Source organism: Glycomyces sp. NRRL B-16210, from assembly GCF_000719515.1.
Lineage (GTDB): Bacteria > Actinomycetota > Actinomycetes > Mycobacteriales > Micromonosporaceae > Glycomyces.
In genome coordinates this window covers 395,855-412,201 of record NZ_JOGR01000001.1, presented here as the reverse complement: position 1 = coordinate 412,201, position 16,347 = coordinate 395,855, and the positions used below count along the sequence as shown (strand labels likewise).

At 70.5% G+C, this 16,347-nt stretch carries 17 protein-coding genes; 4 read left to right on the top strand and 13 right to left on the bottom strand.

What is annotated here, in order from left to right; genetic code table 11:
• The first annotated feature begins 52 nt into the window (after positions 1 to 52).
• Positions 53 to 1,192 carry an amidase gene (locus IF12_RS0101915; RefSeq protein WP_035748024.1) on the top strand — a complete coding sequence of 380 codons (1,140 nt, stop codon included), beginning with the start codon at positions 53 to 55 and terminating at the stop codon, positions 1,190 to 1,192.
• A gap of 452 nt (positions 1,193 to 1,644) precedes the next feature.
• On the opposite strand, the gene IF12_RS26440 is transcribed toward IF12_RS0101915, so the two are convergent.
• Entirely contained in the window at positions 1,645 to 2,265 is a 621-nt protein-coding gene (locus IF12_RS26440; protein ID WP_081912923.1) for a response regulator transcription factor, read from the bottom strand.
• Between the two features lie 186 nt (positions 2,266 to 2,451).
• Between IF12_RS26440 and IF12_RS0101905 the strand changes: the two genes are divergently transcribed.
• Positions 2,452 to 4,188: an ABC-ATPase domain-containing protein gene (locus IF12_RS0101905; protein ID WP_081912920.1), complete on the top strand. Its 1,737-nt coding sequence runs from the start codon at positions 2,452 to 2,454 to the stop codon at positions 4,186 to 4,188.
• Positions 4,189 to 4,478: 290 nt separating this feature from the next.
• On the opposite strand, the gene groL is transcribed toward IF12_RS0101905, so the two are convergent.
• Positions 4,479 to 6,116, bottom strand: coding sequence for a chaperonin GroEL (groL, locus tag IF12_RS0101900; protein ID WP_030144575.1), 1,638 nt, complete (start codon positions 6,114 to 6,116; stop codon positions 4,479 to 4,481).
• A 55-nt stretch (positions 6,117 to 6,171) separates the two neighbouring features.
• The gene (gene groES / locus IF12_RS0101895; RefSeq protein WP_030144574.1) at positions 6,172 to 6,471 is read right to left on the bottom strand and encodes a co-chaperone GroES; all 300 of its coding nucleotides are present in this window, start codon (positions 6,469 to 6,471) and stop codon (positions 6,172 to 6,174) included.
• Between the two features lie 258 nt (positions 6,472 to 6,729).
• Between groES and IF12_RS0101890 the strand changes: the two genes are divergently transcribed.
• Positions 6,730 to 7,884 (top strand): class I SAM-dependent methyltransferase, encoded by a 1,155-nt coding sequence (locus IF12_RS0101890; protein WP_035748157.1) that lies wholly within the window; start codon positions 6,730 to 6,732, stop codon positions 7,882 to 7,884.
• Here the strand turns inward: IF12_RS0101890 and IF12_RS0101885 are convergent.
• The 7 genes from IF12_RS0101885 to IF12_RS0101855 all read right to left on the bottom strand — a co-directional run bounded on the left by IF12_RS0101885 (position 7,881) and on the right by IF12_RS0101855 (position 12,458).
• A complete protein-coding gene (locus IF12_RS0101885; protein WP_030144572.1) occupies positions 7,881 to 8,165 on the bottom strand; it encodes a HigA family addiction module antitoxin in 285 nt (94 codons plus the stop codon). The genes IF12_RS0101890 and IF12_RS0101885 overlap by 4 nt on opposite strands.
• Before the next feature lie 49 nt (positions 8,166 to 8,214).
• On the bottom strand, positions 8,215 to 8,496 hold the full coding sequence (locus tag IF12_RS0101880; RefSeq protein ID WP_030144571.1) for a type II toxin-antitoxin system RelE/ParE family toxin: 282 nt from the start codon (positions 8,494 to 8,496) through the stop codon (positions 8,215 to 8,217).
• Positions 8,489 to 8,713 (bottom strand): hypothetical protein, encoded by a 225-nt coding sequence (locus IF12_RS0101875; RefSeq protein WP_030144570.1) that lies wholly within the window; start codon positions 8,711 to 8,713, stop codon positions 8,489 to 8,491. Before IF12_RS0101875 ends, IF12_RS0101880 begins: the two co-directional genes overlap by 8 nt.
• Positions 8,714 to 8,797: 84 nt before the next feature.
• On the bottom strand, positions 8,798 to 9,184 hold the full coding sequence (locus IF12_RS0101870) for a Rid family hydrolase (protein ID WP_030144569.1): 387 nt from the start codon (positions 9,182 to 9,184) through the stop codon (positions 8,798 to 8,800).
• Between the two features lie 49 nt (positions 9,185 to 9,233).
• The gene (locus IF12_RS0101865) at positions 9,234 to 10,616 is read right to left on the bottom strand and encodes an ATP-binding protein (RefSeq protein ID WP_197034568.1); all 1,383 of its coding nucleotides are present in this window, start codon (positions 10,614 to 10,616) and stop codon (positions 9,234 to 9,236) included.
• Between the two features lie 190 nt (positions 10,617 to 10,806).
• On the bottom strand, positions 10,807 to 11,322 hold the full coding sequence (gene purE / locus IF12_RS0101860; RefSeq protein WP_030144567.1) for a 5-(carboxyamino)imidazole ribonucleotide mutase: 516 nt from the start codon (positions 11,320 to 11,322) through the stop codon (positions 10,807 to 10,809).
• Positions 11,323 to 11,324: 2 nt separating this feature from the next.
• A complete protein-coding gene (locus IF12_RS0101855; protein ID WP_030144566.1) occupies positions 11,325 to 12,458 on the bottom strand; it encodes a 5-(carboxyamino)imidazole ribonucleotide synthase in 1,134 nt (377 codons plus the stop codon).
• A 205-nt stretch (positions 12,459 to 12,663) separates the two neighbouring features.
• Here IF12_RS0101855 and map point away from each other — a divergent pair, with 205 nt between their 5' ends.
• Positions 12,664 to 13,431: a type I methionyl aminopeptidase gene (gene map / locus IF12_RS0101850; RefSeq protein ID WP_030144565.1), complete on the top strand. Its 768-nt coding sequence runs from the start codon at positions 12,664 to 12,666 to the stop codon at positions 13,429 to 13,431.
• 6 nt (positions 13,432 to 13,437) lie between these two features.
• On the opposite strand, the gene IF12_RS0101845 is transcribed toward map, so the two are convergent.
• The 3 genes from IF12_RS0101845 to IF12_RS0101835 form a co-directional block, all read right to left on the bottom strand.
• A complete protein-coding gene (locus IF12_RS0101845; protein ID WP_030144564.1) occupies positions 13,438 to 14,067 on the bottom strand; it encodes a GNAT family N-acetyltransferase in 630 nt (209 codons plus the stop codon).
• A gap of 72 nt (positions 14,068 to 14,139) precedes the next feature.
• Positions 14,140 to 15,378, bottom strand: a complete 1,239-nt coding sequence (gene glp, locus IF12_RS0101840) for a gephyrin-like molybdotransferase Glp (RefSeq protein WP_030144563.1) — start codon at positions 15,376 to 15,378, stop codon at positions 14,140 to 14,142.
• A gap of 55 nt (positions 15,379 to 15,433) precedes the next feature.
• Entirely contained in the window at positions 15,434 to 16,324 is an 891-nt protein-coding gene (locus IF12_RS0101835; protein WP_030144562.1) for a UTP--glucose-1-phosphate uridylyltransferase, read from the bottom strand.
• Between the last annotated feature and the right edge of the window lie 23 nt (positions 16,325 to 16,347).

Here is a 16,347-nt window from a genome sequence, read left to right as displayed (position 1 = left end):
CGGGGGTCGGCAGGTCGATCTCGCCGGCGCGAATCGCGAGGAGTGCACAGGCATGACCGATCCGTTCATCCAGACCTTCGAGGACACCGGCCGCGAAGGGCCCCTCGCGGGCCTGCGGCTGGCCGTCAAGGACCTGTTCGACCTCGCCGGCGTCCCCACCGGCGCGGGCAACCCCCGCTGGCGGGAGACCCACGAGGTGCCCCGGGCCGACGCCGAAGCCGTCGCGCTGCTGCGCGAGGCCGGCGCGCGAGTGGTCGGCAAGGTGATCACCGACGAACTGGCGTGGAGCCTCAACGGCACCAACCGGCACTACGGGACGCCCGACAATCCGGCGGCGCCGGGCCGCGTGCCCGGCGGCTCCTCCTCCGGCTCGGCCTCGGCCGTCGCCTCGGGCCTGGCCGACATCGGGCTCGGCACCGACACCGGCGGCTCCATCCGCGTGCCCGCGTCCTACTGCGGCCTCTACGGACTGCGCCCCACCCACGGGCGGGTGAGCCTCACCGGCGCGGTCCCGCTCGCGCCGACCTTCGACACCGCCGGCGTGCTCGCCAGGGACGCCGCGACGCTGCGCCTGGCGATGACCGTGCTCCTGGGGGGACCGCGCGCCTACACGCCGATCACGAGACTGCTCGCGCCGCGGGACGTCTGGGGCGAGGCGCCCGCCTCGACCCGCGACGCGCTGCTGCCCGCGGTCGAGGCGTTCGGACTGGACGTGGACGACACGCCGCTGTTCACCGAGGTGCCCGCCTACCCCGCGCCGCTCGAACGCGGCCGCATCGCCTACGCGACCCTTCTCGCCTGGGAGGCGTGGCAGGCGCACGGCGCGTGGATCGAGGACGCGAAACCCGAGTTCGGACCCGGCGTCGCCGCCCGCTTCGCGAACGCGTCCACGATCGCCAGCACCGACATCACCGCGGCCGGACGGGTCCGCAGCGGCATGGTCGCCCTCGTGCGGGACCGGCTCCCGGAGGGCACGGCCCTGGCGATCCCCGCCGCGCCCGGCCCCGCCCCCCGGATCGGGCAGGAGCCCGACCGCGAGGCCATCGTGCGCTTGACGTGCATCGCCGGGCTGTCCGGCGCCCCCGCCGCCGCCCTGCCCGCCGGCAGGGTCGAGAACCTGCCGGTCGGGCTGCAAATCGTCGCTGCTCCAGGAAGCGACGAGTCGCTGCTCGCGCTGGCCGATCGGTCGTGACCGCCCGGCGAGCCTGAGCGTGCGCGGGGAACCGCCTCGTCCTCGGCGGACCCGGTGGTTCCACCGCGCGGTGTCGTTCGAATGCGCGGTGTCGTTGCATGCGCAGTGTCGTTGCAATGCGCGTGGTGCCGTTCCACTGCACGGCAACGTTCCACTGCTTGGTGTCACTGAAATGCGCGGTGTCGTTCTCCTGCACGGTCGCGCGGGGTCGCCGTCGCGTTGCCGTGCCGCCGTTCGCGTCCCGGACCCGCCTGCCGCGGTCCTTGCGGACGCCGCCGTCCCGCGGTGCCGCCCGCACGGGATGTTCGCTTCCCGGAGCGGCCCTCGGAAGGCCTTGCACTGCTTCATGTCGGAGGTCGGGGGCCTGCCAGCACCCCGGCGCTTCCGCGTCGCCGCCTCGGTCCGGTCGCCGTCCTGCCAAACGGCGCAGCGCGATCCTCAGCGGCCGGTGTTCAGCAGACCAGCCCCGAGCGGAAGGCCTCGGCCACCGCGTGGGCCCGGTCGCGGGCGCCGAGCTTGCGGAACATGCGCCGCGCGTGGGTCTTGACGGTGTCCTCCGAGACGAACAGGTCGCGTCCGATCTCGGCGTTCGACTTGCCCTCGCTCATCCCGCGCAGGACCTGGAGCTCGCGTTCGGTGAGCTTCATGCCCTGCAAGGTGGAGCGCTGGCGGGGGACGGTCTCGGTGACGCGCTGGAGCGTCGGCGAGGCGAACATGATCGCCTGCGCCAAGGCGACCAGAAGGTCGTCCGAGTTGTTGGACGGGGTGCGGATGACACCCCGTGCCCCCGCGGCGACCACCATCGCGGCCGTGCGGGGATCGGCGGCACCGGACAGGAGGACTCCGGTCCGGGGCGAACGGGCGCGGACGGTCTTGACGAACTTGACCGGGTCGGGAGCGGCCAGAGCCACATCGACCAGCACCACGTCCACTTGGCGTCGGCCGAGCTCGAGGAACAGCTCGGGTGATCCCTCGACCGACTTGACCGCCTGCGCCAGACCCATCCGGGTCGCGCAGGCCGAGATCTTCTGTCCGGCTTGAGGAGTCTTAACACAGACCAGTACGGTTCTCACTTTGTTCTACCTTTCGCTGCGGTAGGCCGTGCGTGTCTCTTCTTCCAGCACGCAGGCGGTCCGCCGCCATGACGCGGGTTCGCGCGAATTTTTCGAGTGACTTTTCGAGGTTTCCGGGAGGAGGCGTGGACGCATGTGATCGGTTCGCTGACGCGAAGACCTCGTCCCCGGTGGGAAACTGGGGGCATGACACAGCGAAGAGGCGGACGACAGCACCGGGCCGAGTCCAGCGATTTTGGTGATCATCGTTCACATCCACCTCGCCATGACCTGTCTAACGAACTAACGGCCCTGGAAGGTACGAGTTACGCGAGATATAAATCGCTGCGTGGCAAATGGTGGACAGATACGGCGGTTCTGGACATTGCAAAAGTCCAGTCCGACCCTTATGCTCCCCCGAGCCGGATCGCATTGCGGTTCGAGTCCGAAGCGGCGGACCTCGTCCCCGAATGGCACGCGAGCCCCGTGCGCCGCCGCGCGCTCGCGGTGCTCCTCGCCAAGCGCTTCAAGAACGCCTGCGCCACCAGGGACCTGCGCATCGACGCGGGCGGCCAGGAGATCCTGCGGCGGTCCTCGTGCGAGGTCGGCGAGGACGGCTCGGTGGTCTTCCGCCTCGGCGCCCAACTGCCCGGGCACGGGCGGCGCATCGCCGGACGCCAGGCCGCACGACTGCTGTGCGAGGCGCTGCCGGACGCGGCCGACGCCGCTCTGGCGGTCGGCGAGGAGGAGGCCGAGCGGTGGGTGCGACACGCCGATGACGTTGCGGCCCTGCGTGAAGCGGTGGCCGCCGCGGGCCTGGTGGCGTTCGTCGCGGACGGCTCGATGCTCGCGCGGCGATCGGGCGTGGACGACCGGCCCCTGGAATCGGGCGTGCCGTTCGCGAGCCCGGAGTCGATGGCGGTGGAGTTCACCCTCCCCCACGCGGGGACGGTGCGCGGCATGGGCATCGGCCCCGGCATCACGCTCATCGTCGGCGGCGGCTTCCACGGCAAGTCGACCCTGTTGCGGGCCTTGGAGTCCGGCGTGTGGGACCACGTGCCCGGGGACGGTCGCGACCTCGTGGTCGCCGACCCCTCGGCGGTGAAGATCCGCGCCGAGGACGGCCGGGCCGTCACCGGGGTCGACGTGCACGCGTTCGTCGACCACCTGCCCTCGGGCGAGGACACGCGGCGGTTCACGACCGCGAACGCCTCGGGATCGACCTCGCAGGCCGCCTCGGTGGTCGAGGCGCTGGAGGCGGGGTCGCGGGTGCTGCTCATCGACGAGGACACGGCCGCGACGAACCTGATGATCCGCGACGCGCGGATGCAGGAGCTCGTGGCGAAGGACCGCGAGCCGCTGACGCCGCTGGTGGACCTGGTGCGGTCCATGGCCGACGACCACGGGGTCGCGACGATCCTCGTCATGGGCGGCTCGGGCGACTACATGGACGTGGCCGACCGGGTGGTCCTGATGGACGCCTACCGGCCCGAGGACGTGACCGCGCGGGCGCGGGCCCTCGCGGCCGAGCCGACCGGGAGGAAGGTGGAGGCCGAGGGGTTCCGGATGCCGCGAGCGCGGGTGGTCGACCCTCGGTCGGTGTCCTCGGAGGCGCGCGGGCGGCAGAAGATCCGCGCCGACGGCACCGACGGACTGCGCTTCGGCGAGTCCGAAGTGGACGTCAGATCGGTGGAGCAGATCACCGACCACTCGATGACCTCCGGGATCGGCCTGGCGATCGAGGCGGCGGTGCGCCGCGGCTGGATCGACGGGGAGGCCACGATCGCGCAGTTCCTGGGCCGCATGGAGGCCGAGCTGGAGAGCGGCGGCGAGGCCGAGCTGCTGCGGATCAGGGACGTGGACTTCGCGCTCCCGCGGCGGTACGAGGTCGCGGCGACGCTCAACCGGATCCGGGAGCTGCGGGTGCGCCGGGCCGAGGAGTGAGCGGCGGGCGCGGAGACGACAATGCCTGCGGCCCAGAGCGGGCCGCAGGCGTTACCAGTGAAAACTGGGCGTAAAAGTGCCTTCGCGGCTCCGATCCCCAAAGGCCGCGAAGGCACTTGAACTCTATCGGTTTCCCGACACTGGCGCGAGCTACTGTCGGGATGTTGACACTTCGGATTCCGGGCCCGCGGTTGACCTGGGCCGAAACGCGGACGGGGCCGCCGAAGTCCTCGGCGGCCCCGTCCGGAACCCTCTGGAGCCGGGGACCGCGGTCCCCGGCTTCAGCCGTTCTAGTGCGAGTGGCTGTGCCCGCCGTGGGAGTGCGAGTGGCCGTGTCCGGCCTCCTCGTCCTCGTCCTCGGGCTTGTCCACGATCGTCACCTCGGTCGTGAGCAGCATGCCCACGATCGAGCCGGCGTTGAGCAGCGCGTTGCGGGTGACCTTCACCGGGTCGATGATCCCGGCCGAGACCAGGTCCTCGTACTCGTCGGTGGCGGCGTTCCAGCCCTCGCGCCAGCCCTTGCCGGCGACCGCGTTGACGACCACGTCGCCCGACTCGCCCGCGTTGGCGGCGATGCGGCGCAGCGGCTCCGAGAGTGCGGCGGCGACGATCTGGATGCCGACGCGGGCCTCGGGGTCGTCGAGCTCGAGCTTGTCGAGTCCGGCGATCGCGTGGACCAGGGAGGCGCCGCCGCCGGCGACGATGCCCTCCTCGACCGCGGCCTTGGTCGCGTTGACCGCGTCCTCGATGCGGTGCTTGCGCTCCTTCAGCTCGACCTCGGTGGCCGCGCCGACCTGGATGACGGCGACGCCGCCGGAGAGCTTCGCGAGGCGCTCCTCGAGCTTCTCGCGGTCCCAGGAGGACTCGGTGGTCGAGGCCTGCTGCTTGATCTGCGCGATGCGGGCGTTGACCTCGTCCTTGGTGCCGCCGCCGTCGACGACGGTGGTGGCGTCCTTGGACACGGTGACCCGGCGGGCCCGGCCCAGGTGGGACAGGTCGGCCTGCTTGAGCTCCAGGCCGATCTCCGAGGAGATGACCTCCGCGCCCGTGAGGGTCGCGATGTCGCCCAGGATGGCCTTGCGGCGGTCGCCGAAGGCCGGGGCCTTGACCGCGCACACGCGCAGGGTGCCGCGCAGGGCGTTCACCGTCAGGGTCGCGAGGGCCTGGCCCTCGACGTCCTCGGCGATGATGAGCAGCGGCTTGGAGGTCTCCACGACCTTCTCCAGCACCGGCAGGAGCTCCTCGATCGAGGAGACCTTGGAGTTGCTGATGAGGATGTAGGGGTCCTCGAAGACCGTCTGGCGCAGGTCCTGGTCGGTGATGAAGTTCGGCGAGATGAAGCCCTTGTCGAACTGCATGCCCTCGGTCACCTCGAGCGCGGTCTCCAGGCTGGAGCCGTCCTCGACGGAGATGACGCCCTCGACGCCGACCGCGTCCATGGCCTTGGCGATGAGCTCGCCGATCTCCGGGTCCTGCGCCGAGACCGCCGCGACCTGCGCGATGTTCTCGTGGTCGGAGATCTGGATGGCCTGGCTCAGGAGCTCCTCGGACACGGCGTTCGCCGCGGCCTCGATGCCCTTGCGGATCGCGATCGGGTTGGCCCCGGCCGTGACCGCCTTGATGCCGGCGTGGCTCATCTTCTGGGCCAGGACGGTCGCGGTGGTGGTGCCGTCGCCGGCGATGTCGTTCGTCTTGGTGGCGACCTCCTTCACCAGCTGCGCGCCCAGGTTGGCGTACGGGTCGGCGAGCTCGATCTCCTTGGCGATGGTGACGCCGTCGTTGGTGATGAGCGGAGCGCCGAAGGAGCGCTGGAGCACCACGTTGCGGCCCTTGGGGCCGAGCGTGACCTTGACGGTGTCGGCGAGCTCGTCGATGCCGTGCAGCAGGTTGTGCCGTGCGTCCTCGGCGAAGTTGAGAATCTTCGGCATGGATATCCCTTCCTAAGAACACGAACGGGCCCCATTCGCTGGGGCCCGGGACGTGCTACTGCTCGACGACCGCGAGGACGTCGCGCGAGGACAGGACGAGGTACTCCTCGCCGTTGTACTTGACCTCGGTGCCGCCGTACTTCGAGTAGATGACCACGTCGCCGACGTTCACGTCGATCGGGATGCGGTTGCCCTTGTCGTCGATGTTGCCGGGGCCGACGGCCAGGACGGTGCCCTCCTGGGGCTTCTCCTTGGCGGTGTCGGGGATGACGAGACCCGAAGCGGTGGTGGTCTCGGCCTCGTTCGCCTGGACCACGATGCGGTCGCCCAGCGGCTTGATGGCAGCCTTGCTCACTTGGTTTCTCCAAACCTGCGTGTTCAATACGGTTGTCGGCCACGACAGCGCGGGTCTCGTCGTCGCGGGTGCCGAGGCACCGGCCCGTGGCTGTTGGCACTCTCCAGGTGAGAGTGCCAACCCGATCATAGCGCTTAGCAATCTCGACCTGCGAGTGCCAGCCCAACGTTAATTCGCGCAGGTGGGAGCGTCAAGGCGGGGAACCAGAAGTCACGGCCCGACGCTCGCCGGCCTCGCCTGTGAGGGATCATGGGAGCCGTGGAACCCAGCCTGCTCGAAGCACTCCGCGCCGATCCCGGCCTTCAGAACGCTGCCGCCGAGGCCCTGGAGCGCGACGGAGACCGGGCGCCGTTGCGCCTGCGGAAGGCGGGCGTGGACCCGGAGACGGCGGCAGCGGCACTGACCCTCGCGGAGCTGCGCCGCCACGCCCGCGCCAAGTTCGGCGAGCGGGCCGAGCGGCTGTACTTCACGCGGGCGGGCCTGGAGCAGGCCACGAGATGGCCGGTGGCCGAGCGCCGCGCGGCCCGCTTCGCGCGGCACGTGGACGCGGTGACGGACCTGTGCTGCGGATTGGGGACGGAGGCGCTGGCGTTCGCGGAGGCGGGGCTGCGGGTCGAGGCGGTGGACCTGAGCGAGGCGACGGCGGCGTACGCGAGGGCGAACGCGGAGGCGGCGGGTCTGGAGATCGAGGTCCGGGTGGGGGACGCACTGAAGGCGGAGCTGGGGGAGTCGGTGTTCGCGGACCCGGCGAGGCGCTCGGGTGCGGGCCGGAACTTCGACCCGGCGGCGTACTCGCCGCCGCTGGACGAGTTGCTCGGGCGTTTGCGCGAGGCCCGGTTCGCGGCGGTGAAGCTGGGCCCGGGGATCGGGCACGACTGGATTCCGGAAGGGGCCGAGGCGGAATGGGTCTCGGTGGACCGGGACGTGGTGGAGGCGTGCCTGTGGCTGGGAGAGGCGGCACAGGTGCCGAGACGGGCCAGCGTGCGCAAGGCGGGCGAGTGGCACGAGCTGACCGGCGACGGGAAGGACCGGGCCGAGGTGGGCGAGGTGGCGGCGTACCTCTACGAGCCGGACGGTGCGGTGATCCGGGCGGGCCTGGTGGCGGAGCTGGCCGGAGAGCTCAAAGCCCACACGGCGAACGAGACCATCGCGTACCTGTACGGCGATGAGATCAAGGAGACCCCGTTCGCGAGGGCCTGGAAGGTGGAGGAGGTCTGGCCCCTGCACCCGAAGAAGCTGAAAGCCCTACTGGCAGAACGAGAAATAGGCCGCCTCACGATCAAGCAAAGAGGAACCGGACTCGACCCGGCCACCCTCCGAAAGCAGTTGAAGTTGAAGGGCCCCAACGAAGCCACCCTAATAGCAACCCGAATAGGACAAGCCCACAAAGCCCTCCTCTGCTCGGAGGCCTAAGCCGCCGCGAACGGCTTGATTTGGCGCAGGTCGTTCGCGAGCCGGTCGCGCTCGATTTCGAGGTCGTAGCGGTTCTGGAGGTTCATCCAGAACCGGTCCGAGGTCCCGAAGTAGCGGGCGAGCCGCAGCGCCGTGTCGGCGCTGATGCGGCGCTTGCCGTGCACGATCTCGTTGATCCGCCGCGGCGGCACCCCGATCGCGAGCGCCAACCGGTACTGCGAGACACCCAGCGGCGCGAGGAACTCCTCAGCCAGGATCTCCCCCGGGTGCATCGGTGGCATCAAGGCTTCCGCCATCAGGTTCCCCTTCCCGTGCCTCATCCAACCCAATCTAGTGATAGTCAACGATCTCCACTCCCTCCGGGCCCGCGTCGGTCCAGCGGAAGCACACCCTCCATTGCTGGTTGACGCGGATGCTGTGCTGCCCTTCGCGATCACCCTTCAGCTTTTCGAGGCGATTGCCAGGCGGCACCCGCAAGTCCTCGGTCGTCTCAGCCGCATCCAAGATCAAGAGCTTCCTGAGCGCCGACCGCTGCGTCGCGTCGTCGAACTTCTTCGATCGCTTCCTCTCCCAGACCCGCTCGGCTTCTTTGTCGGCGAATGATCTAATCACACCCAATATTAACGCATGGCGTTAATAACGTCGAGCGTTCACACTGCGCGCCGAAGGTGATGTTGATCGGAGCAGCGCTGTCGAGGCCGTCGATTTCCAGGTAATCTCTCACCATCGCTTCGGCGTCATCGACGCCTTCGGCCTGCGTAACCCCTACGCCCTCGATGTACAGCTCCCAACCGTGCTCCCATGCCTTCGCCGTGACCCTGAAGGCCATCGCAACCATCCTTTCGAGGAACATCGCTGCCGCAGCACTAGACCGACACCACGCCTGGCGGCGTCAGGGAAAGCGTGTTCTGGCTTATTCGGGGAGGCGGGCGGTCAGGTCTACTTCTATTTGTTGGTCGGGGTAGCCGAGGGCGGTTACTCCCAGGACTGTGCTCGCGGCTTTGAAGGCCGGGGCGAGGTCGGGGTGGTCGGCCAGGCGGTGCCAGGCGCGGCCGACCGCCTCGCTCTCGGCGCTCACCACGTAGACGACCGAGCGGACCACGTCCTCGGGCTTCGCACCCGCCGCCGCCAGCGCGGCCAGGCAGTTCGCCGCCACCTGTTCGATCTGGCGGTCCAGGTCGCCGACGCCCACCACGTTCTCGTCCGCGTCGACCGGGCACTGCCCGGCGAGGAAGGCGAGCCTCCCGGGCTCGACGATCGTCACGTGCTCGTAGCCGCCTGTCGAATGCAGTTCAGACATGCCCCGACCCTAACGACCGGGCTCTGTGCCCACCATCGGTTTTCGCCCGTCAGCGCTGCCAACCCTCGATGAGGTCTTCGGGCCCGAACTCGCCGTCCAGGCCCTCGCAGTCGAAGCCGTTGCGGGAAACGCCGATCAGGGGGACCGGTTCATCTGTCACCGCCGCTCGGTGCCTGTGGAGGGCGGCGAGGTCTCGGCGATCGAAGGGTTCACTCTCAAGCCACTTGATCGATCCGAGGAAGGCCAGTTCCTCCGCGACCGGGGCCTTTTCCGCACCGACTATGTCGATCTCGACGCTGTTGCTCCGGGTCCAGTAGCCGCCGACATGCCGCGCATAGGGAACCGGCCCGAGCGGGAGGATGCGCGCCAGCGACTCGCGGACCAGCGGCTCGATCGCACGTCCGCGCCAGCTCGTCCAGGACTTGCGGATTCGATTCACCACCAGGTCGCCTCGGAGACGGTCGATCTCGTCGAAGTGCGGCTCGACCAGTGCCAGCCAGAATCGCAGGTACGGGTCGGCGATCGAGTAGCGCCGCTCCTTCGACGGGTGCAACGCGATCGGGAGGTCCGCGCTCACGATGCTCTTGTCCACGAGGATCTCCAGAGCGCGGCTCAAGGTGGAGTGCGCGATGCCTCCGGCCGCCCTGGCGATGTTCGCGAAGGTCCGCTCGCCGTTGCCGATCGCGCGCATCACCTGAGCGGCCATCGCCTGCTCCGGGAACTCCGCCGCGAGCATCAGCTTCGCGGACACGTTCAGAGCGGAGATCGGATCGCTGAGCGCTTCGCCCAAGAAGTCCCACAGGTCCGCCCCGGTCGGCCACCCGGCGCAGATCAGCGGGAGCCCACCGGTGACCAGTGCCGCGTCGAACGCCTCGGCCGGGCCGAGTTCGAGCATCTCCCCCACCTCGGCGGGATTGAGCGGGCCGAGGACCATCTCCCTGCCGCGCTGGTGGAACGGCCGGCGGTACTCGTTGAGCGTGCGCATCATCGAGAGGTCCGAGCCGATCAGCAGCATCAGGACCGGCTTGCTCAGCAGCAGCCGGTCCCAGGTCCATTGCAGGGCGCCTTCGAACCGCCCGGCCTCGTCCATCAGATAGGGCACCTCGTCGAGCACGATCAGGCTCGGGGTGTCGTCGGGCACGATGTTGCCCAGCAGCCGCAGCGCGTCGTTCAGGTGCGAGGGTGGATTCTCAAGGAACTCCTCCCGTCGAGGCAGGGTCGAGAGCGCCACGGAGTCGATGAACTCCTGCAACTCGCGCTCGGGGGTCTCGTTGCGGGCGGCGAAGTAGAACGTCGGGACCTCGGCCTGGCGGGAGAACTCCTCGACGAGACTCGACTTGCCCACGCGCCTGCGGCCACGGAGCAGAATGCACTGGCCGGGTTTCCACCCGCCGACGCCCTCGCGGACCTTCGCGAGCTCTCGTCGGAGCATGTCGAGTTCACGCGTACGACCAAGAAAATCGATCATGAACCTGCCGCCTTTTCACCGCGAGTAAATACTATCGATACCGATACTATCTTCAGCGATAGTAACTCTCAACGTCAGTCAAGGAGGGGGCACTACCGCCACGTGGTACTACCGCTCTGCGGTAGTACCACGTGGCGGTAGTGGGGTCGGGGTTCTATTCGGGGTTGGTGAGTTTGCGGCGGAGGGTGGCGTCTTTTTCGGTGACCATGCGTTCGAGGTCGACCTGGAAGTTCGTGATCTTCTCTTGCAGGGCCGCGTCGGTCGCTCCGAGGATGCGGACTGCTAGGAGGCCCGCGTTGCGGGCCCCCGCGATCGAGACCGTCGCGACCGGGATGCCCGCGGGCATCTGGACGATCGACATGAGCGAGTCCATGCCGTCGAGGTGCTTGAGCGGGACCGGGACGCCGATGACCGGCAGCGGGGTCGCCGAGGCGACCATGCCCGGCAGGTGCGCCGCGCCGCCGGCGCCGGCGATGATCACCTGGAGGCCGCGCGAGGCGGCCGAGTCGGCGTAGGCGAGCATCCCGTGCGGGGTCCGGTGCGCCGAGACCACCCGGACCTCGTAGGGGAGGTCGAACTCGGCGAGCGCGACCGTCGCCGGTTCCATGGTGGGCCAGTCGGAGTCCGAGCCCATGATCACGCCGACTCGCGGCTTGGCCTGCTCTGCCATGTTCATTCGCCTTCTTGGAGCCATTTCGCGGCGCGCAGGGCGCGGCGCCGCAGGAGGTCGGGGTCGTCGCCGCAGACGGTGACGTGGCCGATCTTGCGGCCGGGCCGGACGGCCTTGCCGTAGAGGTGGACGTGCGCGCCCGGGTCCTCGGCGAGGAGCCTTTGGAGCCGCTCGTCGAGGCGCGGGCCGCCGGGTTCGCCGCCGAGCACGTTCGCCATCACCGTGTAGGGCGCGGCGGGCTCGGTCGAGCCGAGCGGGTAATCGAGGACGGCCCGCAGGTGCTGTTCGAACTGGCTGGTGCGGGCCCCTTCGATGGTCCAGTGGCCGGAGTTGTGGGCGCGCATCGCCAGTTCGTTGACGAACAGGCCCTCGGAGGTCTGGAAGAGCTCGACCGCGAGCATCCCGCACACGTCGAGTTCGGCGGCGACGGTCTCGGCGATGCGCCGGGCCTGCTCGGCGTGCGCCGGGTCGAGGTGCGGGGCGGGGGCGAGGACCTCGGTGCAGATGCCGCCGCGCTGGACGGTCTCGACCACGGGGTAGACGGCGGTCTCGCCGCTCGGGGAGCGGGCGATCTGGACGGCGAGTTCGCGCTGGAGCGCCATGCGCTCCTCGGCGATGAGGCGGATGCCGGAGGCGAGCACCGTCTGGGCGTCGGCGGGGGTCGCGCACATCCACACGCCTTTGCCGTCGTAGCCGCCGGTGGCGGCCTTGAGCACGCACGGCAGGCCGAAGGCCTCGACGTCGGAGATGGAGTCGACGGGGGCCCAGCGCGGCTGCGGCAGGCCGAGGGCGCCCAGGCGCACGCGCATGGCCTGCTTGTCCTGGGCGTGGAGCAGGGCCTCGGGCCGGGGCTGGACCTCGACGCCTTCGGCGACGAGGGCTTTGAGGGCCTCTTGCGGGACGTGCTCGTGGTCGAAGGTGACCACGGTGCAGCCCTTGGCGAAGCCGCGCAGGTCGGCGAGGTCGCGGTAGTCGCCGAGCGTCACGGCGGGCGCCACGACCGCGGCGCTCTCGGCCGGGTCGCCGGCGAGCACGCGCAGGCTCTGGCCGAGCGCGATGGCGGCCTGGTGGGTCATGCGGGCGAGCTGACCGGCGCCGATCATGCCCACCGTCGGAAGTTGCGTCGCGGCGTCCACGGCCAGAGCCTAGCCCGGGGCCCGGTCCCGGCCCGCGGGTTCGGGACGCGGCGTGATCTGGACCCTCTGACCTCGGTCCTCACGGGATGATGGGATGTCTGGGCGGTCGCAGTTTTCCGGGGCCTGGCGGCGGGCGCGGGCCGGGGCGGCCATGATGGAGGCGTACCCACCGCAGCGCACCGACGCCGAGTCCCGAAGGGCCACCATGATCGAGCTGTACTCCCCCGCCGAGATCGAGGCGATGCGTCCGGCGGGACGCTTCGTCGCCGCCACGCTGACCGAACTCTCGGAGGTCGCCGACGTCGGCGTCAACCTCCTCGACCTCGACGACCTCGTCGCCCGCCGCATCAAGGAGGCCGGGGCGGTCTCGTGCTACGTGGACTACCACCCGTCCTTCGGCGGCAGCCCGTTCGGGAAGGTGCTGTGCACCTCGGTCAACGACGGGGTCCTCCACGGCCTGCCGTTCGACTACAAACTGCGCGACGGGGACCTGGTGAGCTTCGACTTCGCCGCCGAAATGGACGGCTGGGTGGCCGACTCGGCGCTGTCGGTCGTGGTCGGCACGCCCAGGGCCGAGGACCTGCGGCTCATCGACACCACGACGCGGGCGCTGGAGGCGGGCATCGCGGCGGCGCAGGCGGGGAACAAGGTCGGGGACATCGGCCACGCCATCGCCACGGTCGCGCGCGGCGACGGCCTGGGCGTGAACACCCAGTTCGGCGGGCACGGCGTGGGCCGCACGATGCACGGCGACCCGCACATCCCCAACGACGGCCGCCCGGGCCGGGGCATGAAGCTCAAGCCGGGCCTGGTGATCGCCATCGAGCCGTGGTTCCTGCACACGACCGAGGACATCCGCTACGACCCCGACGGCTGGACCCTGCGCAGCGCCGACGGCTCCCGCGGCGCCCACATGGAGCACACCATCGCCGTCACCGAGGACGGCCCGATCATCCTGACGGCCAGGGACTGACCGCCCTCAGCGCTCGGCCTCGGCCCTTCGGAGCCGCTCCATGCGGTCGATCATCCGCTCGGCGGCGATCTCCTCGGCGGTGACGGCGTACCCGTAGTGGTCGCGCCAGTCGCCGTCGATGTACAGGTAGCGCTTGTGCAGGCCCTCGCGGCGCAGCCCGAGCTTCTCGGCCACCCGGTTCGAGGGGCCGTTCTCGGGGCGGATGTTCACCTCGATGCGGTGCAGGCGCCCCACCGTGAGCGCGTGGTCGACCACGATCGCCAGCGCGGTCGCGGTGATGTTCTTCCCGGCGTGGCCGCGGTCGATCCAGTAGCCGGCGTACGCCGAGCCGAAGGCGCGGCGCACGATGTTGCCGACGGTGAGGCCGCCGACGAGCTGCTGCCTCCAGCAGACGGCGAGGGGCCAGCTGGTGCCGTCCTTGACCGAGCGCTTGAGGCCGCGGACCATGGCGCGGAAGGCGGCCGGGGAGTGGGCTTCGTGCCAGGTGGTGCCGGTGCCGGGCTCCCAGGGGGCGAGCCAGGCTTCGTTGGCGCGGCGCAGCTGCGACCAGCGTCCGGCGTCGGAGCGTCGGAAGGGCCTGACGCTGACGTCGCCGTGGTCGAGGTGCACCGGCCATCCGGGGTTGGAAAGGGTCATCGGTCTCGGTCCAGCCGGTGTTCGTGGTGGACGGTCATCGGGGGTCGTCCGCCTGCGGGTCTATGGGAGAGGTCATCGGTTCCGATCCAGGAGCAGCACGTCCACCGTCGACCCGGCGGGCACCCGGGTCGCGTTCTCGCCGACGGTCATCAGACCGGTCGCTTCGGCGAGGCCGGAGAGCGTGTAGGACACCGAACCCAGCGGGGCGACGGTGTAGCCGCCGCCGCGCCGCTCGGCGACGCGGACGGGTCGGAACTCCCGCAGCCCGCTCGGTGAGGATACGGGCTCGGTCAGGTTGGCGCGCACGCTGGGCCGGAAAACCGGTTCGGCGCCGGCGAGGCGCTGTATGAGCGGCCGGGCGATCACCTCGAAGGCGATGGTGGCGGCCACGGGGTCGCCGGGCAGGCACACGACGGGGACCTCTTCGGGGCCGATGGTGCCGAAGCCCATGGTCTCGCAGAGGTAGACGGCTATGGGCGCGAAGTCGACCGCGCCGTCGCGCGAGAAGGTGCGCCGGACCATGTCGCCGGGGCCGGTGCCGGTGCCGCCGGTGGTGATGACGAGGTCGGCGCGCAGGATCTGGTCGTCGAGGACCGAGCGGAGCGCGTCGGGCTCGTCGTCGCAGATGCCGACGCGGTAGGCGTGGGCGCCGGCCTCGGAGGCGGCGGCGGTGACGAGGTGGGAGTTGACGTCGATGAGCTGGCCGGGCTGCGAGGGCCGGCCGGTGTCGACCAGTTCGTCGCCGGTGGCGATGACGACCACGCGGGGGGTCGGGCGGACGACGACGTCGGCGATGCCGGCGCCGGCGAGGAGGCCCACGAGCTGGGGGGTGACGCGGCGGCCCTCGTGGGCGAGGATCTCGCCGGCGGGCCGCTCGGACCCGGCGCGGCGCACGCCGTGCCCGCGGCGCGGGGCCTGGCGGACCTCGACGGTGGCCATGCCCTCGTCGGTCCAGGCCAGGGGCACGACGATGTCGGCGCCGACCGGGAGCGCCGCGCCGGCGGCGACGGCGAAGCAGGTGCCGGCGACCAGGCGCACGGGGCGCCATGAGGAGGCGGAGAGGTCGCCGAGCACCTTGAGGCCGACGCCGCGCTCGGCGCTGGCGCCGCCGATGTCGTCGGCGGCGCACGCGTAGCCGTCGATGGCGGCGTAGTCGAAGGCCGGGAGCGGGCCGGGGTTGACCGCGTTCTCGGCCAGGACCGCGCCGGTCGACTGGGTCATGTCGATGTCGACCGGGGGCAGGGGTCGGACCAGGGCCAATGCCTTCGACAGGAAGTCGGCCAATGGCGTCGCCTCACCGGTCCCCGTCACTGCGCTTCCCCCCGTCGGTCAGTTTCTCCTGTGGCGCCGCCTCGCGGCCGCGGGCTCAGTCAAGTGTCGCACTGAATGCGCGCAGCCAGGCGTTGAAGCCGGGCAAGTCGTCGCGCTCGCTGGCGAGTTCCACCAGGGTCTGGAGGTAGGCGACGGGCTCGCCGGTGTCGAAGCGGCGGCCCCGGTAGACCACGGCGTGGACGGGGGTTCCCTTGGCGCGCATGGTGTCCATGGCGTCGGTGAGTTGGATCTCGCCGCCGGAGCCGGGGCCGGTGGCCTCCAGGACGGGGAAGATGGAACCGGGCAGGACGTAGCGTCCGATGAGGATCAGATTGGACGGCGCGTCCTCGACGGCGGGCTTCTCGACCAGACCGGTCACCTCGACGACGTCGGGGTCGTCGGTGGCCTGGACGGCGGCGACGCCGTAGCGCGAGACCTGGTCGTCGGGGACCTCGATGAGGGCGAGGACGATGCCGCCGGTCTCGGCCTGGAGGTCGATCATGCGCGGCAGGAGGCGGTCTTCGAGCGGGTAGAACTCGTCGCCGAGGAGGACCGCGAAGGGCTCGTCGCCGACGTGGGAGGCGGCGCGGCCGACGGCGTGGCCCAGGCCCTTGGCGCCGCCTTGGCGGATCGCGGTGAGCTCGCCGATGGACTCGGGGGCCTTGACCTTGGCGAGCATCGCGTCCTTGCCTTTGGCGCGGAGGGCGTTGTCGAGGTCGGCGCGGGCGTCGAAGTAGTCGATCATCGCGTCCTTGCCGGGCGCGGTGACCAGGGTGATGTCGTCGGCGCCGGCGGCGGCGGCCTCTTCGGCGATGTACTGGAGGACCGGCTTGTCCACGATGGGCAGCAGTTCCTTGGGGATGGCCTTGGTGACCGGGAGGAAGCGGGTGGCGAATCCGGCCGCGGGGATGACGGCTTTCGTGGCGCGAGGCGAGGTTGCAGACATACGGCGAGGGTATCGTGCACACG

Excerpts from the sequence above, each read along its gene's own strand:
- IF12_RS0101915 (WP_035748024.1), top strand. The coding sequence starts at position 53 with ATGACCGATCCGTTCATCCAGACCTTCGAGGACACCGGCCGCGAAGGG.
- IF12_RS0101905 (WP_081912920.1), top strand. The coding sequence starts at position 2,452 with ATGACACAGCGAAGAGGCGGACGACAGCACCGGGCCGAGTCCAGCGAT.
- groL (WP_030144575.1), bottom strand. The coding sequence starts at position 6,116 with ATGCCGAAGATTCTCAACTTCGCCGAGGACGCACGGCACAACCTGCTG.
- IF12_RS0101885 (WP_030144572.1), bottom strand. The coding sequence starts at position 8,165 with ATGCCACCGATGCACCCGGGGGAGATCCTGGCTGAGGAGTTCCTCGCG.
- IF12_RS0101875 (WP_030144570.1), bottom strand. The coding sequence starts at position 8,713 with ATGGCCTTCAGGGTCACGGCGAAGGCATGGGAGCACGGTTGGGAGCTG.
- IF12_RS0101870 (WP_030144569.1), bottom strand. The coding sequence starts at position 9,184 with ATGTCTGAACTGCATTCGACAGGCGGCTACGAGCACGTGACGATCGTC.
- IF12_RS0101865 (WP_197034568.1), bottom strand. The coding sequence starts at position 10,616 with ATGCTCCGACGAGAGCTCGCGAAGGTCCGCGAGGGCGTCGGCGGGTGG.
- purE (WP_030144567.1), bottom strand. The coding sequence starts at position 11,322 with ATGGCAGAGCAGGCCAAGCCGCGAGTCGGCGTGATCATGGGCTCGGAC.
- map (WP_030144565.1), top strand. The coding sequence starts at position 12,664 with ATGATCGAGCTGTACTCCCCCGCCGAGATCGAGGCGATGCGTCCGGCG.
- IF12_RS0101845 (WP_030144564.1), bottom strand. The coding sequence starts at position 14,067 with ATGACCCTTTCCAACCCCGGATGGCCGGTGCACCTCGACCACGGCGAC.
- IF12_RS0101835 (WP_030144562.1), bottom strand. The coding sequence starts at position 16,324 with ATGTCTGCAACCTCGCCTCGCGCCACGAAAGCCGTCATCCCCGCGGCC.